General features: G+C 46.6%; 18 protein-coding genes. 13 read left to right on the plus strand and 5 right to left on the minus strand.

What is annotated here, in order from left to right:
• Positions 1-43 precede the first annotated feature (43 nt).
• Genes ATN88_RS19115 through ATN88_RS19125 form a run of 3 tightly spaced genes read left to right on the plus strand, consistent with a single transcriptional unit; the run spans position 44 to position 2,563 of the window.
• Positions 44-856 carry an ABC transporter permease gene (locus tag ATN88_RS19115; protein ID WP_232313426.1) on the plus strand — a complete coding sequence of 271 codons (813 nt, stop codon included), beginning with the start codon at positions 44-46 and terminating at the stop codon, positions 854-856.
• Positions 853-1,644 carry an ATP-binding cassette domain-containing protein gene (locus ATN88_RS19120; RefSeq protein ID WP_067419250.1) on the plus strand — a complete coding sequence of 264 codons (792 nt, stop codon included), beginning with the start codon at positions 853-855 and terminating at the stop codon, positions 1,642-1,644. The genes ATN88_RS19115 and ATN88_RS19120 overlap by 4 nt, the downstream gene beginning before the upstream one ends.
• 7 nt (positions 1,645-1,651) lie before the next feature.
• The gene (locus tag ATN88_RS19125) at positions 1,652-2,563 is read left to right on the plus strand and encodes a substrate-binding domain-containing protein (RefSeq protein ID WP_232313405.1); all 912 of its coding nucleotides are present in this window, start codon (positions 1,652-1,654) and stop codon (positions 2,561-2,563) included.
• Between the two features lie 7 nt (positions 2,564-2,570).
• Here ATN88_RS19125 and ATN88_RS19130 read toward each other — a convergent pair whose 3' ends face one another.
• Positions 2,571-3,482, minus strand: coding sequence for a DMT family transporter (locus ATN88_RS19130; protein WP_067419251.1), 912 nt, complete (start codon positions 3,480-3,482; stop codon positions 2,571-2,573).
• A gap of 199 nt (positions 3,483-3,681) precedes the next feature.
• On the opposite strand from ATN88_RS19130, the gene ATN88_RS19135 reads away from it, so the two are divergent.
• Entirely contained in the window at positions 3,682-4,371 is a 690-nt protein-coding gene (locus tag ATN88_RS19135; RefSeq protein WP_067419252.1) for a DUF2786 domain-containing protein, read from the plus strand.
• A 299-nt stretch (positions 4,372-4,670) separates the two neighbouring features.
• Positions 4,671-5,645, plus strand: a complete 975-nt coding sequence (locus ATN88_RS19140; protein WP_067419253.1) for an OmpA family protein — start codon at positions 4,671-4,673, stop codon at positions 5,643-5,645.
• A gap of 66 nt (positions 5,646-5,711) precedes the next feature.
• Here ATN88_RS19140 and ATN88_RS19145 read toward each other — a convergent pair whose 3' ends face one another.
• Positions 5,712-6,275, minus strand: a complete 564-nt coding sequence (locus ATN88_RS19145; RefSeq protein ID WP_067419254.1) for a gamma-glutamylcyclotransferase family protein — start codon at positions 6,273-6,275, stop codon at positions 5,712-5,714.
• A 186-nt stretch (positions 6,276-6,461) separates the two neighbouring features.
• On the opposite strand from ATN88_RS19145, the gene ATN88_RS19150 reads away from it, so the two are divergent.
• The 8 genes from ATN88_RS19150 to ATN88_RS19175 all read left to right on the plus strand — a co-directional run bounded on the left by ATN88_RS19150 (position 6,462) and on the right by ATN88_RS19175 (position 14,378).
• On the plus strand, positions 6,462-7,955 hold the full coding sequence (locus ATN88_RS19150; protein WP_067419255.1) for a carboxypeptidase M32: 1,494 nt from the start codon (positions 6,462-6,464) through the stop codon (positions 7,953-7,955).
• A gap of 150 nt (positions 7,956-8,105) precedes the next feature.
• Entirely contained in the window at positions 8,106-8,672 is a 567-nt protein-coding gene (locus ATN88_RS19155) for a hypothetical protein (protein WP_067419256.1), read from the plus strand.
• An 892-nt stretch (positions 8,673-9,564) separates the two neighbouring features.
• The gene (locus ATN88_RS27710; protein WP_269748201.1) at positions 9,565-10,191 is read left to right on the plus strand and encodes an ABC transporter transmembrane domain-containing protein; all 627 of its coding nucleotides are present in this window, start codon (positions 9,565-9,567) and stop codon (positions 10,189-10,191) included.
• A 26-nt stretch (positions 10,192-10,217) separates the two neighbouring features.
• A complete protein-coding gene (locus tag ATN88_RS28410) occupies positions 10,218-11,261 on the plus strand; it encodes an ATP-binding cassette domain-containing protein (RefSeq protein ID WP_269748202.1) in 1,044 nt (347 codons plus the stop codon).
• A 91-nt stretch (positions 11,262-11,352) separates the two neighbouring features.
• A complete protein-coding gene (locus ATN88_RS19165; protein ID WP_232313406.1) occupies positions 11,353-12,489 on the plus strand; it encodes an efflux RND transporter periplasmic adaptor subunit in 1,137 nt (378 codons plus the stop codon).
• Positions 12,476-13,138, plus strand: coding sequence for an ABC transporter ATP-binding protein (locus ATN88_RS19170; protein WP_067419258.1), 663 nt, complete (start codon positions 12,476-12,478; stop codon positions 13,136-13,138). The genes ATN88_RS19165 and ATN88_RS19170 overlap by 14 nt, the downstream gene beginning before the upstream one ends.
• Positions 13,135-13,461: a hypothetical protein gene (locus ATN88_RS27720; protein WP_232313407.1), complete on the plus strand. Its 327-nt coding sequence runs from the start codon at positions 13,135-13,137 to the stop codon at positions 13,459-13,461. The genes ATN88_RS19170 and ATN88_RS27720 overlap by 4 nt, the downstream gene beginning before the upstream one ends.
• Positions 13,458-14,378, plus strand: a complete 921-nt coding sequence (locus ATN88_RS19175; protein ID WP_232313408.1) for an ABC transporter permease — start codon at positions 13,458-13,460, stop codon at positions 14,376-14,378. The genes ATN88_RS27720 and ATN88_RS19175 overlap by 4 nt, the downstream gene beginning before the upstream one ends.
• Before the next feature lie 10 nt (positions 14,379-14,388).
• Here the strand turns inward: ATN88_RS19175 and ATN88_RS19180 are convergent, their stop codons facing one another.
• From ATN88_RS19180 to ATN88_RS19190, 3 genes are read right to left on the minus strand one after another with little or no spacing between them, the layout of a single operon-like run.
• Entirely contained in the window at positions 14,389-14,994 is a 606-nt protein-coding gene (locus tag ATN88_RS19180) for a CPBP family intramembrane glutamic endopeptidase (RefSeq protein ID WP_067419259.1), read from the minus strand.
• Between the two features lie 2 nt (positions 14,995-14,996).
• On the minus strand, positions 14,997-15,599 hold the full coding sequence (locus tag ATN88_RS19185) for a GNAT family N-acetyltransferase (RefSeq protein WP_067419260.1): 603 nt from the start codon (positions 15,597-15,599) through the stop codon (positions 14,997-14,999).
• A complete protein-coding gene (locus tag ATN88_RS19190) occupies positions 15,592-16,041 on the minus strand; it encodes a GNAT family N-acetyltransferase (protein ID WP_232313409.1) in 450 nt (149 codons plus the stop codon). Before ATN88_RS19190 ends, ATN88_RS19185 begins: the two co-directional genes overlap by 8 nt.
• Position 16,042 lies beyond the last annotated feature (1 nt).

Genomic DNA, 16,042 nt, shown 5'->3' on the forward strand with positions numbered 1-16,042 from the left:
GTCTCTTGTCTTACAACAGGTCACCATCATCGGTGTTATCGGCATCGCCCAGACATTGATCATTTTGACCGCCGGCATTGATCTATCCGTCGGTGCCATCATGGTTCTGACCTCTGTCGTCATGGGGCGCTTTGCGATTGATTATGGATTTCCGCCCACGATCGCTTTCCTTGGTGGTATGGCTGTTGGTGCCCTTGCAGGTTTGATAAACGGTTTATTGGTCTCAAGGATCAAGCTTCCACCTTTCATCGCTACACTGGGTACCTGGAACATCTTTTTCGCACTCAACTTGTGGTATTCAAATAGCCAAACCATTCGCTCCCAAGTGATCGACCAACAGGCTCCTCTTCTGCAATGGCTCGGCAACACCATCGAAGTGTTTGGTGGTCGCATTGCCTATAGCTCGATATTCATGCTGCTGCTCTTTGTCATCATTTGGTATGCACTGAATTGGACCGCGTGGGGAAGACACGTTTACGCGACGGGCGATGACCCAGATGCGGCGCGTCTTGCTGGTATACGCACCAAACGCGTGTTGCTTTCCGTGTATGTCATTGCTGGTGTTATCTGTGCCCTCGCTGCTTGGGTGTTGATTGGACGAATTGGCTCTGTCAGCCCACAGGCGGGTTACACCGCTAACCTCGACTCTATCACCGCGGTAGTAATTGGCGGCACAAGCTTGTTTGGTGGACGTGGCTCAATATTCGGCACCTTGATTGGCGCTCTCATCGTTGGTGTGTTTAGAAATGGCCTAGCCCTGCTTGGCGTCGACGTGCTTTGGCAAGAGTTCACTGTCGGTGTGCTCATCATTGTGGCCGTGAGTATTGACCAATGGATTCGGAGAGTCGCGTCATGACCGAAAAAACACCTGTTCTACAAGCGAGAGGTCTCGTCAAACGCTACGGTCGTGTTACGGCATTAGACGGTGCTGACTTCGATTTAATGCCCGGTGAAGTGCTTGCGGTAATTGGCGACAATGGCGCGGGGAAATCCAGCTTAATCAAAGCCCTTTCCGGAGCCTTAATTCCAGATGCTGGCGAGATTACCCTTGATGGAAAACGCGTGAAGTTTTCAAACCCGATGCAAGCACGCGAAGCTGGTATTGAAACCGTGTATCAAAACCTTGCTGTTGCTCCCGCCCTGAATATTGCAGACAACCTATTTTTGGGAAGGGAAATCCGCTGCAACGATTGGCGAGGAAAATGGCTTCGTATGCTGGATAAAAAAGCGATGCGTGAGAAAGCCAAAGAGAAACTCACTGAGCTGGGTTTGATGACCATTCAAGACATCACGCAAGCTGTTGAAACCCTCTCAGGCGGCCAGCGACAAGGCGTTGCCGTTGCGCGATCTGCATTATTTGGTACTCAAGTGGTCATCATGGATGAACCGACCGCTGCCCTTGGTGTAAAAGAGTCGCGACGCGTACTCGATCTCATCATTGAAGTGAAAAACAAAGGGCTGCCTGTGGTATTGATTAGCCACAATATGCCCCATGTATTTGAAGTGGCAGACCGCGTGCACATTCATCGTTTAGGCAAGCGAGTGGACATCATTACACCTTCCACCCACACTATGTCTGATGCTGTCGCGATCATGACCGGAGCGATGGAACCGGGGACATCTGGAAGCAAAGAGGACAACTAATTTAACGATGATTCGGGCACTTATTGCCGTATTGCTATTTTTATTCACAATACCACCTGCCCTCGCTAGCGTGCGGGCAGGTGTTAGTGTATCTGACCTTACCAATCCCTATTTCATTACTATGGTTCGCAGTATTCGCGATGAGATGCACCACATCTTTGGCCCTGAAAGTACACTCTTAGTCCGTTCCAGTGCCTACGACATCCCGCGCCAGATCAGACATCTTGAAGAGTTTGCGGCAGAAGGTGTCGATGTCATTTTCCTTGTCGCTTCTGATGAGCAAGAAATTGGTCCTGCCGTGGCATCTATCACGCATTCAGGCGTCCCCGTCATTGCCATTGATGTGAGAGCAAAAAACGCAACAGCAACTGTCACCACGGACAATCGTCAAGCGGGCGCAATTGCTTGTCTTGGGTTAGCAGAAGCCTTAAAAGGGAAAGGTAATGTACTCATCATCAATGGGCCGCAAGTATCGTCGGTGATTGAGCGTGTTGATGGATGCACCCATTCTCTATCCGCATTTCCAGAGATCACCCTTCTCGACAAAAGCCTAGATGGAACCGCAAGCGTCGAAGGCGGTTTGGAAAGCATGGCTTATGCCCTTCAAGCGTTTGGCCCTATCGACGGGATCTTCGCAATCAATGACCGCACGGCTTTAGGTGCAGAACAAGCGATCTCTCAAGCAGGAGCCAATACTAAAATCATGTCGGTAGATGGGAGTCCTGAAGCGCGCGGTGCTTTACTGAATAGGCGTAAACCATGGCTAGGAACTGCAACTCAATTTCCCGATAAAATGAGCCGAGAAGCCGTGAGCGTTGCTCGTACTTTGCTGGAAGGAGAACCGTTACCGCAACGCGTCATTTTGATACCAACGAAATTGATGCTCTCAGAAAACGCAGCGTCATTCTCCTCGTGGTAAGGCGTCGTTATTGTGTGGCCGTTGATTGCTTACGATTTTTTGCAAGGAAAGTGACCGCGATACCGGCCAAGATAACGGTTGCCGCAATGGCCATACGCATGGTCAATGCCTCATCAAGGAACAAGTAACCACCGTATGCCGCAAATAAAGGCACGGTAAGTTGCATCACACCCGCTTGCGTTGCTTTAAATTGCTTCACCACCCAATACCAAATGGCATAGCCCACACCTGATGCGATAGCACCCGACGCAATGGCCAACCACACGCCCTCTTTCGACAATGTGTTCATCGGGATGTTGAGCAGGAAAAATGGCGCGACAAAGAACAAGCTCAAGCGGAAATTGATGCAATTTGCTTTTAGCTGAGGGAGTTTGATCTCTTTCCCTAAAACACTGTAAGCCCCCCAAGCAATGCCCGAAATGGCCATCAGAAACGCGCCCCACATATCTGGCGCGTGCATACCCGGAGAAACCAGGTAGCCGAGACCACATATCGCCGTCAACGCACCGATGTATTCTAGCCCCGTAGCACCACCTTCTTTGTGGTGGCTGTAAGCAAACATGGTGAGCTGAACAAACGCAAACAGCACCAATGCACCAACACCAGTATCGAGGTACATGTACGCAAATGAGAAACTCGCGGCATAAAGGAACAGCATTGCGGCTGCAATCCAGTGCTCTGTGGGACGATGAATGAGCTTGCAGCCGTCATCGTCATCGCCGCGTCGCCAGCAATCAATCCACGCCAACACAAATAACATCACGGCACCAGACGCCAATCGAATACTGGTAAACGAAGCAGGATCAATATCGGTTTCCGCCAGAGCCATGCGACAAAGCACTGAGTTAGCAGCAAAAAACAACAGCGCAAGCATTGCCATCGTAGAGTTTGTTATTTCTTTTTTTGCTATTAGTGCCATGGTCGCAATCATCCTTTTGGTTGTCGAGAATAGAGACCGCAGGATTACCGTATATCTTTCACCGTGTTACTAGAATCCCAAAAAGTTCATTGCTGTATTCGTCTATTTTTTGCTACAGCCCTTTAAATTTCGCATGTGCGTTTGGTAAATCGGCCAGTTGAATGTAAAATACTGCTCCCGTTTTTTAGTGGTGAACTGAATGTCTGAAGCGAAACGCAAAGCTCTTAAGAAAATTGCTAAGTGTCTTGAACTGAGCAACTCATCGAACATCAACGAAGCAGCCCAAGCTATTAAAATGGCTCAACGTTTGATGAAGAAGTATGGACTTGATCAAGACGATATCGACTTCATCAGTATGGGGAAAACCACCTCAGAAACACTTCTGCCTTCGTCAATCAGCGATTCTATCCTGAAGATCATTCGCGGCATCAACACCCGCTTTGGTGTTGAGTGTGTATTGACCAATCACAAAGGCCTGAAGAAAGCCGAATTTATCGGTGATGCAGACCGCGCCATCTTCGCCGCGTTTGCCTTTGATATTGTGTACCGTGAAATGAACGAGCACATCGGTCAATTCCGAAACAGCTTCCAAGGTACGGGAACGTCCCAGATGGAACTTACGCGTCGTGTTTCTTCATTCACCATGGGTTGGCTTGAAGGCGCATTGGCAAAACTGCCGTTGATTGCGCCAAGCGATGAGTCAGATAAAAAGATCAAAGACTACATCGACAGCCAGTTCAAAAATATCGACCGTGAGACCTTCAAGCAACAATTGAAGGAAGCAATGAAAGCCATCACTGACGATTATGAAAAAGGCATGAAAAAAGGGAAGCAAATTTCCGTCAGCCGTCCCGTATCTGGGGCAAGAGAAGTAAAGCGCCTTGCATAGGCGCTTTTTTATTTTTCCGCATCTGCACTGCTTTTCATACCCTATCCAATTCCATTTACTTGCATTTCAAGCTCCTACCCAAAATCACGCTTTTTTGAACAGTGTTGTATTAAAAAAGCCTGAATTTCCATGCTCGCCCTTGTATTGCAAGGTAGCCATCCCTAGCCTAGGTTATTAAATCATCACATCGTTGATGATTGAGAAGATTTGCGATCAGCAAACTTTTGAACAGTGACTTGCGGCCAACTCAATAAGTCATTTGTTCAAAACCCTCTCTAGAAGGAATGGAGAAAGTAAAAATGAAAAAAGCAGTGACTAGCCTGGCAATTATGATGGCACTCTCGCCTTTCGCTTATGCCCAAGATGATGCGAACTTTTATCTGGGTGCTCGCGTAGGTTCCTCAACTCTCGAAGATGCTTGTGAAGCAGGCAGTTGTGATGACCAAGAAGTCGGTGGCGGCCTGATTGCAGGTTATGACTTCGCAAACGGTTTTTCTATCGAATCAACCTACGACTACCTCGGTCACTTCGAGACTTACTATAACTCTGTCGGCGAGCAACGCAGTGGTGATCTGACCGCTTTCACGCTGGCACCAAAACTAAACTTCGGCCTGACTGACGCTACCGACATCTACGGTAAAATCGGTGTGGCATGGTGGGACTTCGACAGCAACCGTGGCAGCGAAGACGATATCTCTCTGCTGACGGCTTTGGGTCTTGATCACCGTGCAAATGATTTGGTTAACGTTCGCTTGGAATACCAATACATTCCTAAAATGGACGAAGGCTATATCGATGCAGACAATCACTTCATCTCAGCAGGTCTGACGTTCCATTTCGGCCGTCACTCAGAGCCTGAGTATGTGGTTGTAGAAGAAGTGGTCGTTGTTGAAGAAGTTGTTGAGCCAAAACGTTACGTTTTCTCAGAAGCTGATGAAGTTGAGCTGTTTGCATTCGGTAAAGCATCTCTTTCAGCGGGTGCAGCTACGCACCTAGAGCCAATGCTGAAGCGTCTTCAAGACTTCCCTCAGTCGACCGCGATCATCATCGGTCACACTGACAGCGTAGGTTCAGAAGCGTTTAACCAAAAACTGTCTGAAGAGCGCGCACAATCTGTTGCTGACTACTTCACCAGTAACGGCGTAAGTGCAGATCGCCTGAGTGTTGTTGGCATGGGTGAGAAAGATCCTATCGCATCCAATGACACAGAAGATGGTCGCGCGAAAAACCGTCGCGTTGAAATCGACTCTCCTGAGTTCGTGTACGAAGAGTAATCGGATACACAAACCAAAATTAAAGAAGCCACGCAATCGCGTGGCTTTTTTGTTTAGTCAATTGCATTAATCAATGCATGGCGGCTTATCATGAAGCAGTTGATCAATTGTCAGCCTGTCTTCATCCCTCACACCCGCTACTCGCTGATACACGGGTTGTGCCCTGTCATTCATCCGCGGATAGTCCCAACCATGCGTGTTTTGAATAAAAGACTGAGCAAACTCTGCAGAGTAACGAAGGCAACCGGCAAGCACGGTATCAACATAGCTCTGGGCAATTGGCTGCACATAACAAGGCGATACAACTTCATCTGTGACGTACACAAACACTGGACCATCAAGCTGAATGGTTTGGTCTAGTGTCTTGATTCGCTCCGAATCTAGCCGAATGCGCTGATATCCTGCTTCACGAATATCAAAAACCTCAAGCAAGTCATCATCCACGTGAATAAGGACACCATTACACTGGCCAGTCCCTTCTCTCACCACTAAATGAGACATGACGGGCGACCCCGTTTTACCCCAATGACGCTCAAGCCCAGAGACCGTTGCAGGGATCGCTTTGCCTGTGTCTCCCGTCAATTGACGAGAGTCTTCATTGATTAAACTGCCATAGCCAAATATGTACATACTGCCCTTTGGAATTACTGCTTCTCATAGAACTATTCTCAATTCACATGCTACTGTCAACAGGCGAACCCTATGAAAGCGATAGCTTTTCCACCTTCAACTCTGCTGATAGACTTATTAACAAGTAAAATATAATTATCACCTATCTGCGACATTTTCTCGTCGCTGTTTGTAAAGGATTTTTACGTGGACGCCTACCTAAAGCTCGAAAAACAGTTCAAACGATTGGCTAGCTACCAGCATCTCGCAGCAATTTGTGGCTGGGATCAAGCCGCTATGATGCCAGACGGCGGAAATGAAGCCCGCGCCAACGCGATGAGCGATCTAGCGGTACTTTGCCATGAGACCTTAACCGCACCAGAAGTGGGTGAATGGATTCGTTCGGCAGAAGCGCAAATAGAAGCGTTGAGCGACGAACAGAAAGTGTCGCTAAGAGAAATTAAACGCCATTGGGCGCATGCAACCGTGCTGCCGTCAGACCTTGTCGAAGCGAAATCGCAAGCAGGCTCCAAATGCGAGCACCAGTGGCGCGCACAGCGTAAAGAAAATGACTGGGAAGGATTCGCACCAAACCTCAAAAAAGTGGTCGAACTTGCCCGAATAGAAGCAGATAAACGCGCACAAAATACAGGACTCTCCCCTTACAACGCCATGCTGGATTTGTACGAGCCCGGCATGACGACCGAAAAGCTTGATGCGCTATTCAATGACCTTAAATCTTGGCTGCCAGAACTCACCCAGCAGATCATCGAGAAACAAAAAAGTCATGCTATTCAACAGCCACAAGGCCCATTTTCAACCGAGCTACAGGCAAGCTTGGGCAGAAAATTCATGGAGATCCTAGATTTCGATTTTAACCATGGTCGACTGGACGTCAGCGTCCACCCTTTCTGTGGAGGCGTACCAGAAGACGTTCGTATCACAACGCGTTATGACGAAGAAGATTTCACCTCCGCCATCATGGGCGTGATTCACGAAACGGGTCATGCTCGATACGAACAAGGTCTGCCGAAAGCATTGGCTGGTCTGCCATCTGCAGAAGCGCGCTCAATGGGTATTCATGAAAGCCAGAGCCTTTTTTTTGAAATGCAGATTGCTCGATCGCCAGAATTCGTTGCTCATGTCGCGAGCATGGCGGCAGAAGAATTTGGCAGACAGGATGATTCAGCCTTCTCACTCGACAACATGAACGCACTGTATAAGCGCGTTCAGCCTGGATACATCCGTGTTGATGCAGACGAAGTCACCTACCCTGCGCACATCATTCTTCGCTACGAAATTGAGCGGGGTCTGATTGAAGGCACAATTGAAGTAGATGACATTCCCGCACTCTGGAACCAGAAGATGCAAGCTTACTTGGGATTGAGCACTGAAGGTAACTTCACCAACGGTTGTATGCAGGATATTCACTGGACCGACGGCTCCTTCGGCTACTTTCCTAGTTATACACTGGGAGCCATGTATGCCGCGCAGTTTATGCATGCCATGCGTAAAGACGTTGATGTTGATGCCTGCATTCGCAATCTTGACATGAAGCCAATCAGTGCGTGGCTTGAGGAAAATATCTGGTCTAAAGGCTCTACGCTGTCAACTGAGGAATTAGTGATACAAGCAACGGGTGAACCGCTCAACCCTGAGTACTTTAAGCAACATTTGATCAGTCGATACTTGAACGATTGATGAGTGCCACCAGCGCAGCCGCAAGGTTGCGCTGGAAGGTTTACACACTTGCCGATAAGTCTGGACTTATAAGGCAAGGCACGTATGATTCCGGTCAACGTACAATGAAGCAAACCTACTGTTTGTTTACAGATAAGATTTCACGCAATCATGATAAGAGACAACACACTCGTACCTTATGAAAACTGGGCTAAACCCCTAGTTTCAGAAGTTGCCGCAATCATTAACTTACTGAAAGATAACGGCTACGATGCCGTTCAATTGGCCAAAGTAACAGGATTGCAGCCAAAGAATATCAATGTATGGACTGCGCGCTATAAAAACGAGCCAGACAATCTTTCCTCCATTCCATACCCATGCTGGTGTTTTTTGTGTGCGCTGGTTGGTAAGCCAAACATTCAAAGTAACGGTGACGTTATTGAAGTGAATGTGAGAAAGGTGTTGTCTTACTTCAAGCCAACCGCTTTTAGACCGAACGACAAGTTCCTTTGTCCTACTCAAGAGCAGTTCAGTAACCTGATTGATAATGAAAACTACGATTCATTAACGACTGAGAAGCTTTCGACGGTTTTCAATTGGAATGCATCTAACTTTGCGCACGGTATTAAGAATGGATCGCTGCCATTTTTGAACTGGAGCCTCATCGTTATGACGATGGGTATCGACATTCAAAAAATGATCTTGAAAGATCTCGAAGGTGACGTCTCTATCGACTAGGCGAACGCTTTCTCGAGTACCAATGGAAAAGCCGACTTTGTGTCGGCTTTTTCGATTCCACCACTTATATTCATCATCAAACCATCAGGGCGCTACCTAACACAACAGGTGGAACCAAGCTCGAAAGTGCTGATCACCATAAATAGACTATTTCGCCCTATGCCATCGCTTACAATCGAAGGTTAAAACTCGCATTTTTTAAATTAGATGTTTTTTATCAATGCTTTACCAAAAAAACTGCAAATCATGTTCTTCTGAACAATCAATATTTTCGCCAGCCATTTAAGCCAAATTTCATAATAACAAATGAATAACTAATTAAAGCAAATTAGGAATTAATTGTAAACCAATAGCAATCCGCTGATAAAATAATGAGAAAAAGAGACTTTGATGACTTATAAACAACGAATATTCTCATTATTTAAACGATTAAAATACAAACAAAAACCCCACCTATTTTGGTGAATTTGACTTTCGAATAAACCTTTACAACAATAGGGTCGCATTTGTTTTTTACAATAAAACTAAATGCATATATTGACTTCGTTAATCATTAATTTAATTAACACAAGGGAAGGAAAATGAAGAAACTTAAGTTTACTGCTAAAAAGGGACCAGTACTGGCCACAAAGAAAAAGCCTAGCAAGCCTGATCCAGGTCCGGGCCCAGGCCCAGGCCCTTGCTGTACGCCTTAGTATTTTTACAGCAAGTTCTACATCTCTAAACTAGTCACATAATACCATTTAAAGATTTACGCTATAACTTGGTATTTTGACTGCTAAATGGGGATATCTGACTATCCCCATTTATTGATGAGATGAGTGTAGGAATAAGTATTAATCACCTTTAAAACTTAACTAGAGAATAGTTTTCATAATACTCAGACAAGACTGTGAACCAATTTTCTTACTTATACAAAATCATCTACCAAAAAAGAAAATGTCAATCATTGTCTTTTGTAATTTTAGCACTATTTTTAACAGCTTTTCAGGCACCTCTACCCTACCTTTCTGGTCATATCATCGACCAAATCTTACCGAGTGGTGATTCAAGTCTATTGCTCAAAACTGTATTTTTGCTCGCGACTCTGTATAGCGGTTACTTGATACTGAGTTATATCAACGCATGGTTTCGCCTCAAGGTGCGCAGAGAGATCATGATTGATTTTAATCAGGACGTGATAAAGAGCATTCTGGGGATGAATTATAACCAGAGACTAAACGTCAGTAACGGTGACCTACTGTCTCGGGTGACAAGAGACATAGACCAGTTTGAAGTCATTATGCCCTACGGGCTATCTGGCACTGTTCACCATTTCGTATTGTCTGTGGTCTTACTAATCATCGTCTTTTTCATGAACTGGCAATTAAGCGCAATACTGCTGGTGCTCCTGCCTTCGGCCGTCATGGTATATATGAAATTCGACAGTGCGCTGTGGTCATCATCTAAAGAAGAAACGGATGCATCAGCCAGAAAGATGACAGTCATACATGAAACCATAGAGTCAGACGCGAGATAAAAATCTATGAAGCTGAAGATTTCTTTTTGAGCCATAGTCGCAAAGCCGTTGAAAGTTTGGAACACAAACGTTTCATCAGAGAGTTATACGACACCAAAGTGAGCATGATTATTATGGGCATTCCCATGCTCGCCATGGTCATTATTTGGTACCTTGGCGGTGCCATGGTCATTGAGGAGCAGCTCACTATAGGCCTCATCATCACCTATACCGCAACGCTGAATTTAATGGTTCCCTCGTTGATCAGAATCATCGAGTTCGCCTCAAGCATCCCCAATGAATTAACCGCCCTAATGCGCGTGAAGGAATTGTGCGATTTAAGTCTGATTAGGTCTGAACATGATTCCTCTGTTAATGCAGAGCGACACTCCGAGCAATCACCCTCTTTTGAAGCAATGATTTTAGCGGACATGAGTTTCTCTTATCATGAAAACTCACCGTTGTTCTCCAACCTAGACTTAACCTTCAACAAAGGCCGAGCCCATTTGATTAATGGTGGCAACGGTGCAGGCAAGTCGACACTACTGACAATTCTAAGTGGGGAACTTCAGCCTCTGTCAGGGCATATAAAGCTCGATGCCACCGACCTAAACGGTCTACCAAATCGCTCTCAGTCGATTTCGATGGTCCCCCAGAAAATCCACATTATTTCTGACTCCATTCGCAACAACGTGACGTTTGGGATGGACGTTGACCAAGATAAAATCCTAAAGGCACTGCATCACGTCGGTCTAGGCAAATGGGTCGAGCACCTCGATCAAGGCATTGACCACATTATAAAAGATGCGCGTTCAGAGCTTTCTGGCGGCCAAATACAAAAGCTAGGTCTGGCACGTGCCATATTGCGGGATACACCCATTTTGTTGATGGATGAGCCAACCAATAATTTGGACAGTGAAGCGGTGAAGCGGTTGATCAATATTATTCAGGCTCAAAAGCAATCCAAGATTGTAGTGATTGTCAGCCATGATGATCGGCTTTTTGATGCGGTTGATCGCGTTGTTTACCTCGAGAACGATAGCTTCCGTAACGCTACGCGCGTAACGGAAACGCCCAGCGAAGAGGGTTAGCTGGATGAAAGCTTCGTCTATGAGAGCAACATTTACCGAAACAGAAAACAATCAACCGCTTTATCGTTTGTGAAGCATTAGGGAAAGGAAATTGGACGCACCTCTTATGAAGTTAAAGCAGTCTGGTAAGCAGTCCATGAGAGGCTATGTTAAAACCACATTCGCTGTCCTCATCTTCGTTTCTGCGTTGGTTGCAGGTTACTTTTTCTATCCCCAGTCCCCTCTTGATGTATCCGGCGTTCAAGTCGTCCGAAACGATATGGCCTATATTGTGCGAGTCACCGGAGAGGTCATTAATGACCGTACCGTGTCTTTGACAGCACTCGTGAATGGTCGTGTTGAAGAGGTCTATGTGGCGCGCGGTGATCGAGTAAATAAAGATGACACCTTAGCATCTATGGATAACCGCGCCTCTATCGCGAGGCTCCAACGAGCTCAAGCCGTTGTCCAGCAAGAGGTGGTACGCTTAAAAGAACAGCAACAACGCTATGACAGACTATCAGAGCTTTCTGGCAGAAAGCTGGTCTCAGTCGAAGCACTAGACCAAGCGCAATATGAACTAGAAACCGCCCAAGCCGCCGTTGCTATCGCTAAAGCCGATGCCCAAATGAGTGCGCTTGAACAAGATTGGCAGAAGCTAGATGCCCCCTTTGATGCCGTAATCATCGACAAGTCGACAGAATCAGGACAATGGGTAGAAGCCGGAACAGAGCTTTTCCAACTCGTCGCGATTGAAGGATGGGAAATCGAAGCCAATTTGGATGCCGTCGATAGTGGAAGAATTCACCTTGGTCAGTTGGTTAAGCTAAGCTCTGAGTCCTTTCCCAACCAAGTTTGGCAAACCCACATTCATTGGATTGGCCCCGCTATCGAACGCACATCAGAGCGATATTTAAATACGTTTCCCGTTCGTATGGGATTAGGTTCAGAAGCCCCCCCGCTACTCTTAGGGCAGCAACTCGATATTGAAATTGTCATCGAAGAACGAGGAAATGTTCTTAGCCTACCTTACAGTGCTTTACGTGAACGTGAGCCCGGCACCTTTGAAGTCGCTCTTGTTGAAGAAGGGACTATTCGCTTACAGCCTGTCGAATCAGGATTAGAAACGGACACACATGTAGAAATACAAAGCGGTGTTCAAGAAGGTCAATGGGTTGCGCTGTTTGACCACGATCACCTAGAAAATGGGCGCACAGCAAGGTTGATGGTTGAAGATGATCAAAATTGAATCCTTGCACAAGTCCTACGTACGCGGTGATAACTCGCTCCCCATTATTCAAGGCGTTGACCTAAAGATAGAACAGGGAGAATTTGTTGCCATAATGGGTGCCTCTGGCTCTGGAAAGAGTACCCTGCTTAACATTATTGGCTGCTTGGACAATGCGGATAAAGGCCGCTATTTTTTGGATGGAACGGCCGTGCATCTCGCCAACGATGATGGGCTTGCAACGCTCCGTTCGTCATTAATTGGCACAGTATTCCAATCATTCAATTTGCTCTCCCGGCGAGATGCTTTAGCAAACGTCATGCTTCCTTTGGTGTATCAAAGCACCCCACCTTCTCAGCGACATGCCCTTGCTTTAGCGGCACTTGAGCGCGTCGGACTGGCAGATCGTGCAACGCATTTGCCCAACCAGTTATCTGGTGGTCAACAACAACGTGTGGCGATTGCACGCGCACTGGTCAACAAACCTAAACTACTGATCGCAGATGAACCGACCGGAGCGCTAGACAGCAGCACGGGAAAACAGGTGATGTCGCTTTTTAAAGAGCTGCACACCGAAGGCAATACCATAGTTATGGTCACCCATGATGCACACCTAGCCAAGACGGCAGACAGAGTCGTTCACATGCAGGACGGTAGAATTGTGATATGAAGGGATGGCGCGTTTTACTTGATCTATTTAGAGAAGCGCGGCTTGCCATGCTTGAAAATTGGGGAAGATCGCTGCTGAGCATGATTGGTATTGCTGTGGGTATTGCGGCCGTCATGACGGTGGATACAGTCAGTATTGGAGGCAGAGCCTTCGTCATGAAGGAACTAGAGACCTTCGGTCTCAAGTCCGTTTGGGTATTTCGCGCTTACAGCAGTAAAGATCCTCACAAACGAACGCGTGCGGGCACAGGCATCACGAATAATGACTTGATCGCGCTTCAAGGTGATTGCTGTCCTTCCGTTAGTCTCATCAGCCCATCGTGACACCTAATGGTCAACAACCTATCGTCCAAGCAGGAAATCGTTACAGTAATGCGCAAGTCACAGGTGTCAATTCAGACTTCTTAACCATCAACAATGACCAGTTACGCGCAGGAAGAAGCTTAAGGGATGTAGAAGTTCAAAACCGTCGACCCGTCGCTATGATTGGCGAAACCGTATCGTCCAATTTATTCCCTGGTATCTCTAATCCCTTAGGACGTTCGCTTCGAATATCAGGTCGAGAATATAAGGTGATTGGTGTTTTGCGCTCGAAAAGCCGCGACTTGCTCACCAGTATCGGCTCTTCGGGTGGAGACGTGAATAATCGCATTTTAGTAGGCTACCCCTTAGTTCAAGCCCTCAACGGAAATAGCGATATTAGCTACCTGCAAGCTGAAGCCGAATCGGTGGAAACTGCTGAAGCCGCGACAGGCCAACTAAAAGGCGTGCTATCGAGACGCTACCAAGGTGTTTTTGAATACGAAAGCAGCACCCTCGCCTCCTACATAGCAACGACAGACAACATTCTTGGGGGCGTCACCGTTATCGGCATTATTGCGGCGTCTAGTGCCTTGATCGTTGGTGCCATAGGCGTAGCAGGCATTATGAGTACGGCTGTCGCTGAACGAACAAGGGAGATCGGCATTCGTGCCGCTATTGGTGCTCATCGACGCCATATCATGATTCAGTTTATCGCCGAGTCAGTGTTCATTTGCCTAATTGGCGGCTTCATTGGTTTAGCTGTCGGCTTACTTATTGGGTTTGTATTGAATTTCTTTACCGGCTTTCCTTTGTTTCCGGGCATTGGAGGCATAAGCATTGCACTTTGTGTATCCATTTTGGTTGGCTTGGTGGCTGGTTATCTACCCGCACGTCGAGCGGCGCAGATGAAGCCAGTGGACGCACTCAGGGATTCATGAGAATTGGTCGTTAGCCAAGGCTCGCTCCCTCTTTTTCACTAAGCGACTCGGACAAGATAAGGACATTTCTGGTTAGGTGAATAATCCAAACAAACAGCAAGGATTCAGTGACAACGTAACTAACACCAAGAAGCGCAGCGAAAATAAAGAATTCTAGGGAGTGCCACCCTAGCGGCCTGTTTTCTTCATGAACAGTCCAGAACAATACTGATGACAAACAAATAGCAGCCCAAGCTGGAAGTGCCAGCAGCAGCGAGCTAACCAAAAACACTCGCCAAATAAGCTCTTCATAACACGTCATTCCCAGTTGAAATAGAAGATAGTTTTTATGGTCTTTAAGAACTCTAAATCCACGGACACTATCAACAATAAATTGTTTGGGCTGAGGAGAGCTCAAAGGCAAACCAGCGACCAGTAATCCTATGCCGACACCGATTCCACCTAAAACAATCGCAATAAAGTGAAGCAGCGACAACAACTGCCAATCTAGGTAGTAAAATGTCGTGTAAGCGATGACAGGTAACATCATGATGAACCCGAAACGATCACCAATGACTTTCGGGTATAGAAAAGATAACGCGACAACTAAGCAAAACAGAAATGCCAGCAGGAACACCGCTACAATAGCCCGGCTTTAAAATGACGGCGCAGTACACCCTCTTTGTGCTCTTGAAGGAAAGCACGGAAGTCGTCTGAAAACATGGCATAGAGGTGATAATCGTTCCAGCCATCGCCTACAGGGAGATAATTTTTCAATACGCCCTCTTTGATTCCACCAAACTCTGCAAGGCGAACTGAATCTTCATTACCTGATAAAACGTAGCCATAGACTTTATGTAGATTCATGACGTTAAACGCCATTTGGAGACTTAATAACGCAATTTCGGGTCCGAACACGCTGGTACGATACTCCGCTTCCCCCACTAAGTAGCGAAGATCAGCAGTGCGACTTTTCCAATCAATATTATTAAACCAGACCATTCCAATTGGCTTGCCACTCTTTACCGAGCACACCAACCCCAAAAGGTTGTCACCTCCGTAGACAGCTGCGTTCTGTTCAAGCCAAGTCATTGCTTGTTCTTTTGCTCCATCGACAAAGGTGGAGTTATCAAAGACTGTCGAATTGAGGTAGGGATCGTCTAACCAACGAGTAATGGTATCCAGATCGTCAAGGTTCGGACGACGGATAGCGCAATAGATTCCGCTAACACTATCAAACACGTTTATCCTCGCTTCCCATCATCAAAACATCGTGATACTGGCCTTCAACAAACAGTTGGCTTTTTAATCGTGCTTCCTCTGTGAAACCCAGACGTTTTATGCACTCAATTTCTTGCTGCTCATAGGGAAGTAACTGGATGTAATACTTACCGATATCGTAATGCTCGGATAACCAATTAAGCACAGCCTGAATGTCGTCATCAGCGAAATCACACAGCAAATGGACGTCAAGATAGGCAATACCAGAGAACACGGCTTTCACTCTGATGAACCCGATTTTTTTTGCATTATCAAACACAACAAAATCGCCTTCCCCTAACGCTGAGTCCAGTTCCGACTTAGAACAACCCAATGGATAAGCAAGGTTTTTATAGCTAGAAAGCTTAAAACCTGAGGCTCCTACACCCACAAAATCATCAACAGCAGCTAATCTAAACGTCACT

The organism is Enterovibrio coralii (assembly GCF_001559595.1).
GTDB classification, from domain to species: domain Bacteria; phylum Pseudomonadota; class Gammaproteobacteria; order Enterobacterales; family Vibrionaceae; genus Enterovibrio; species Enterovibrio coralii.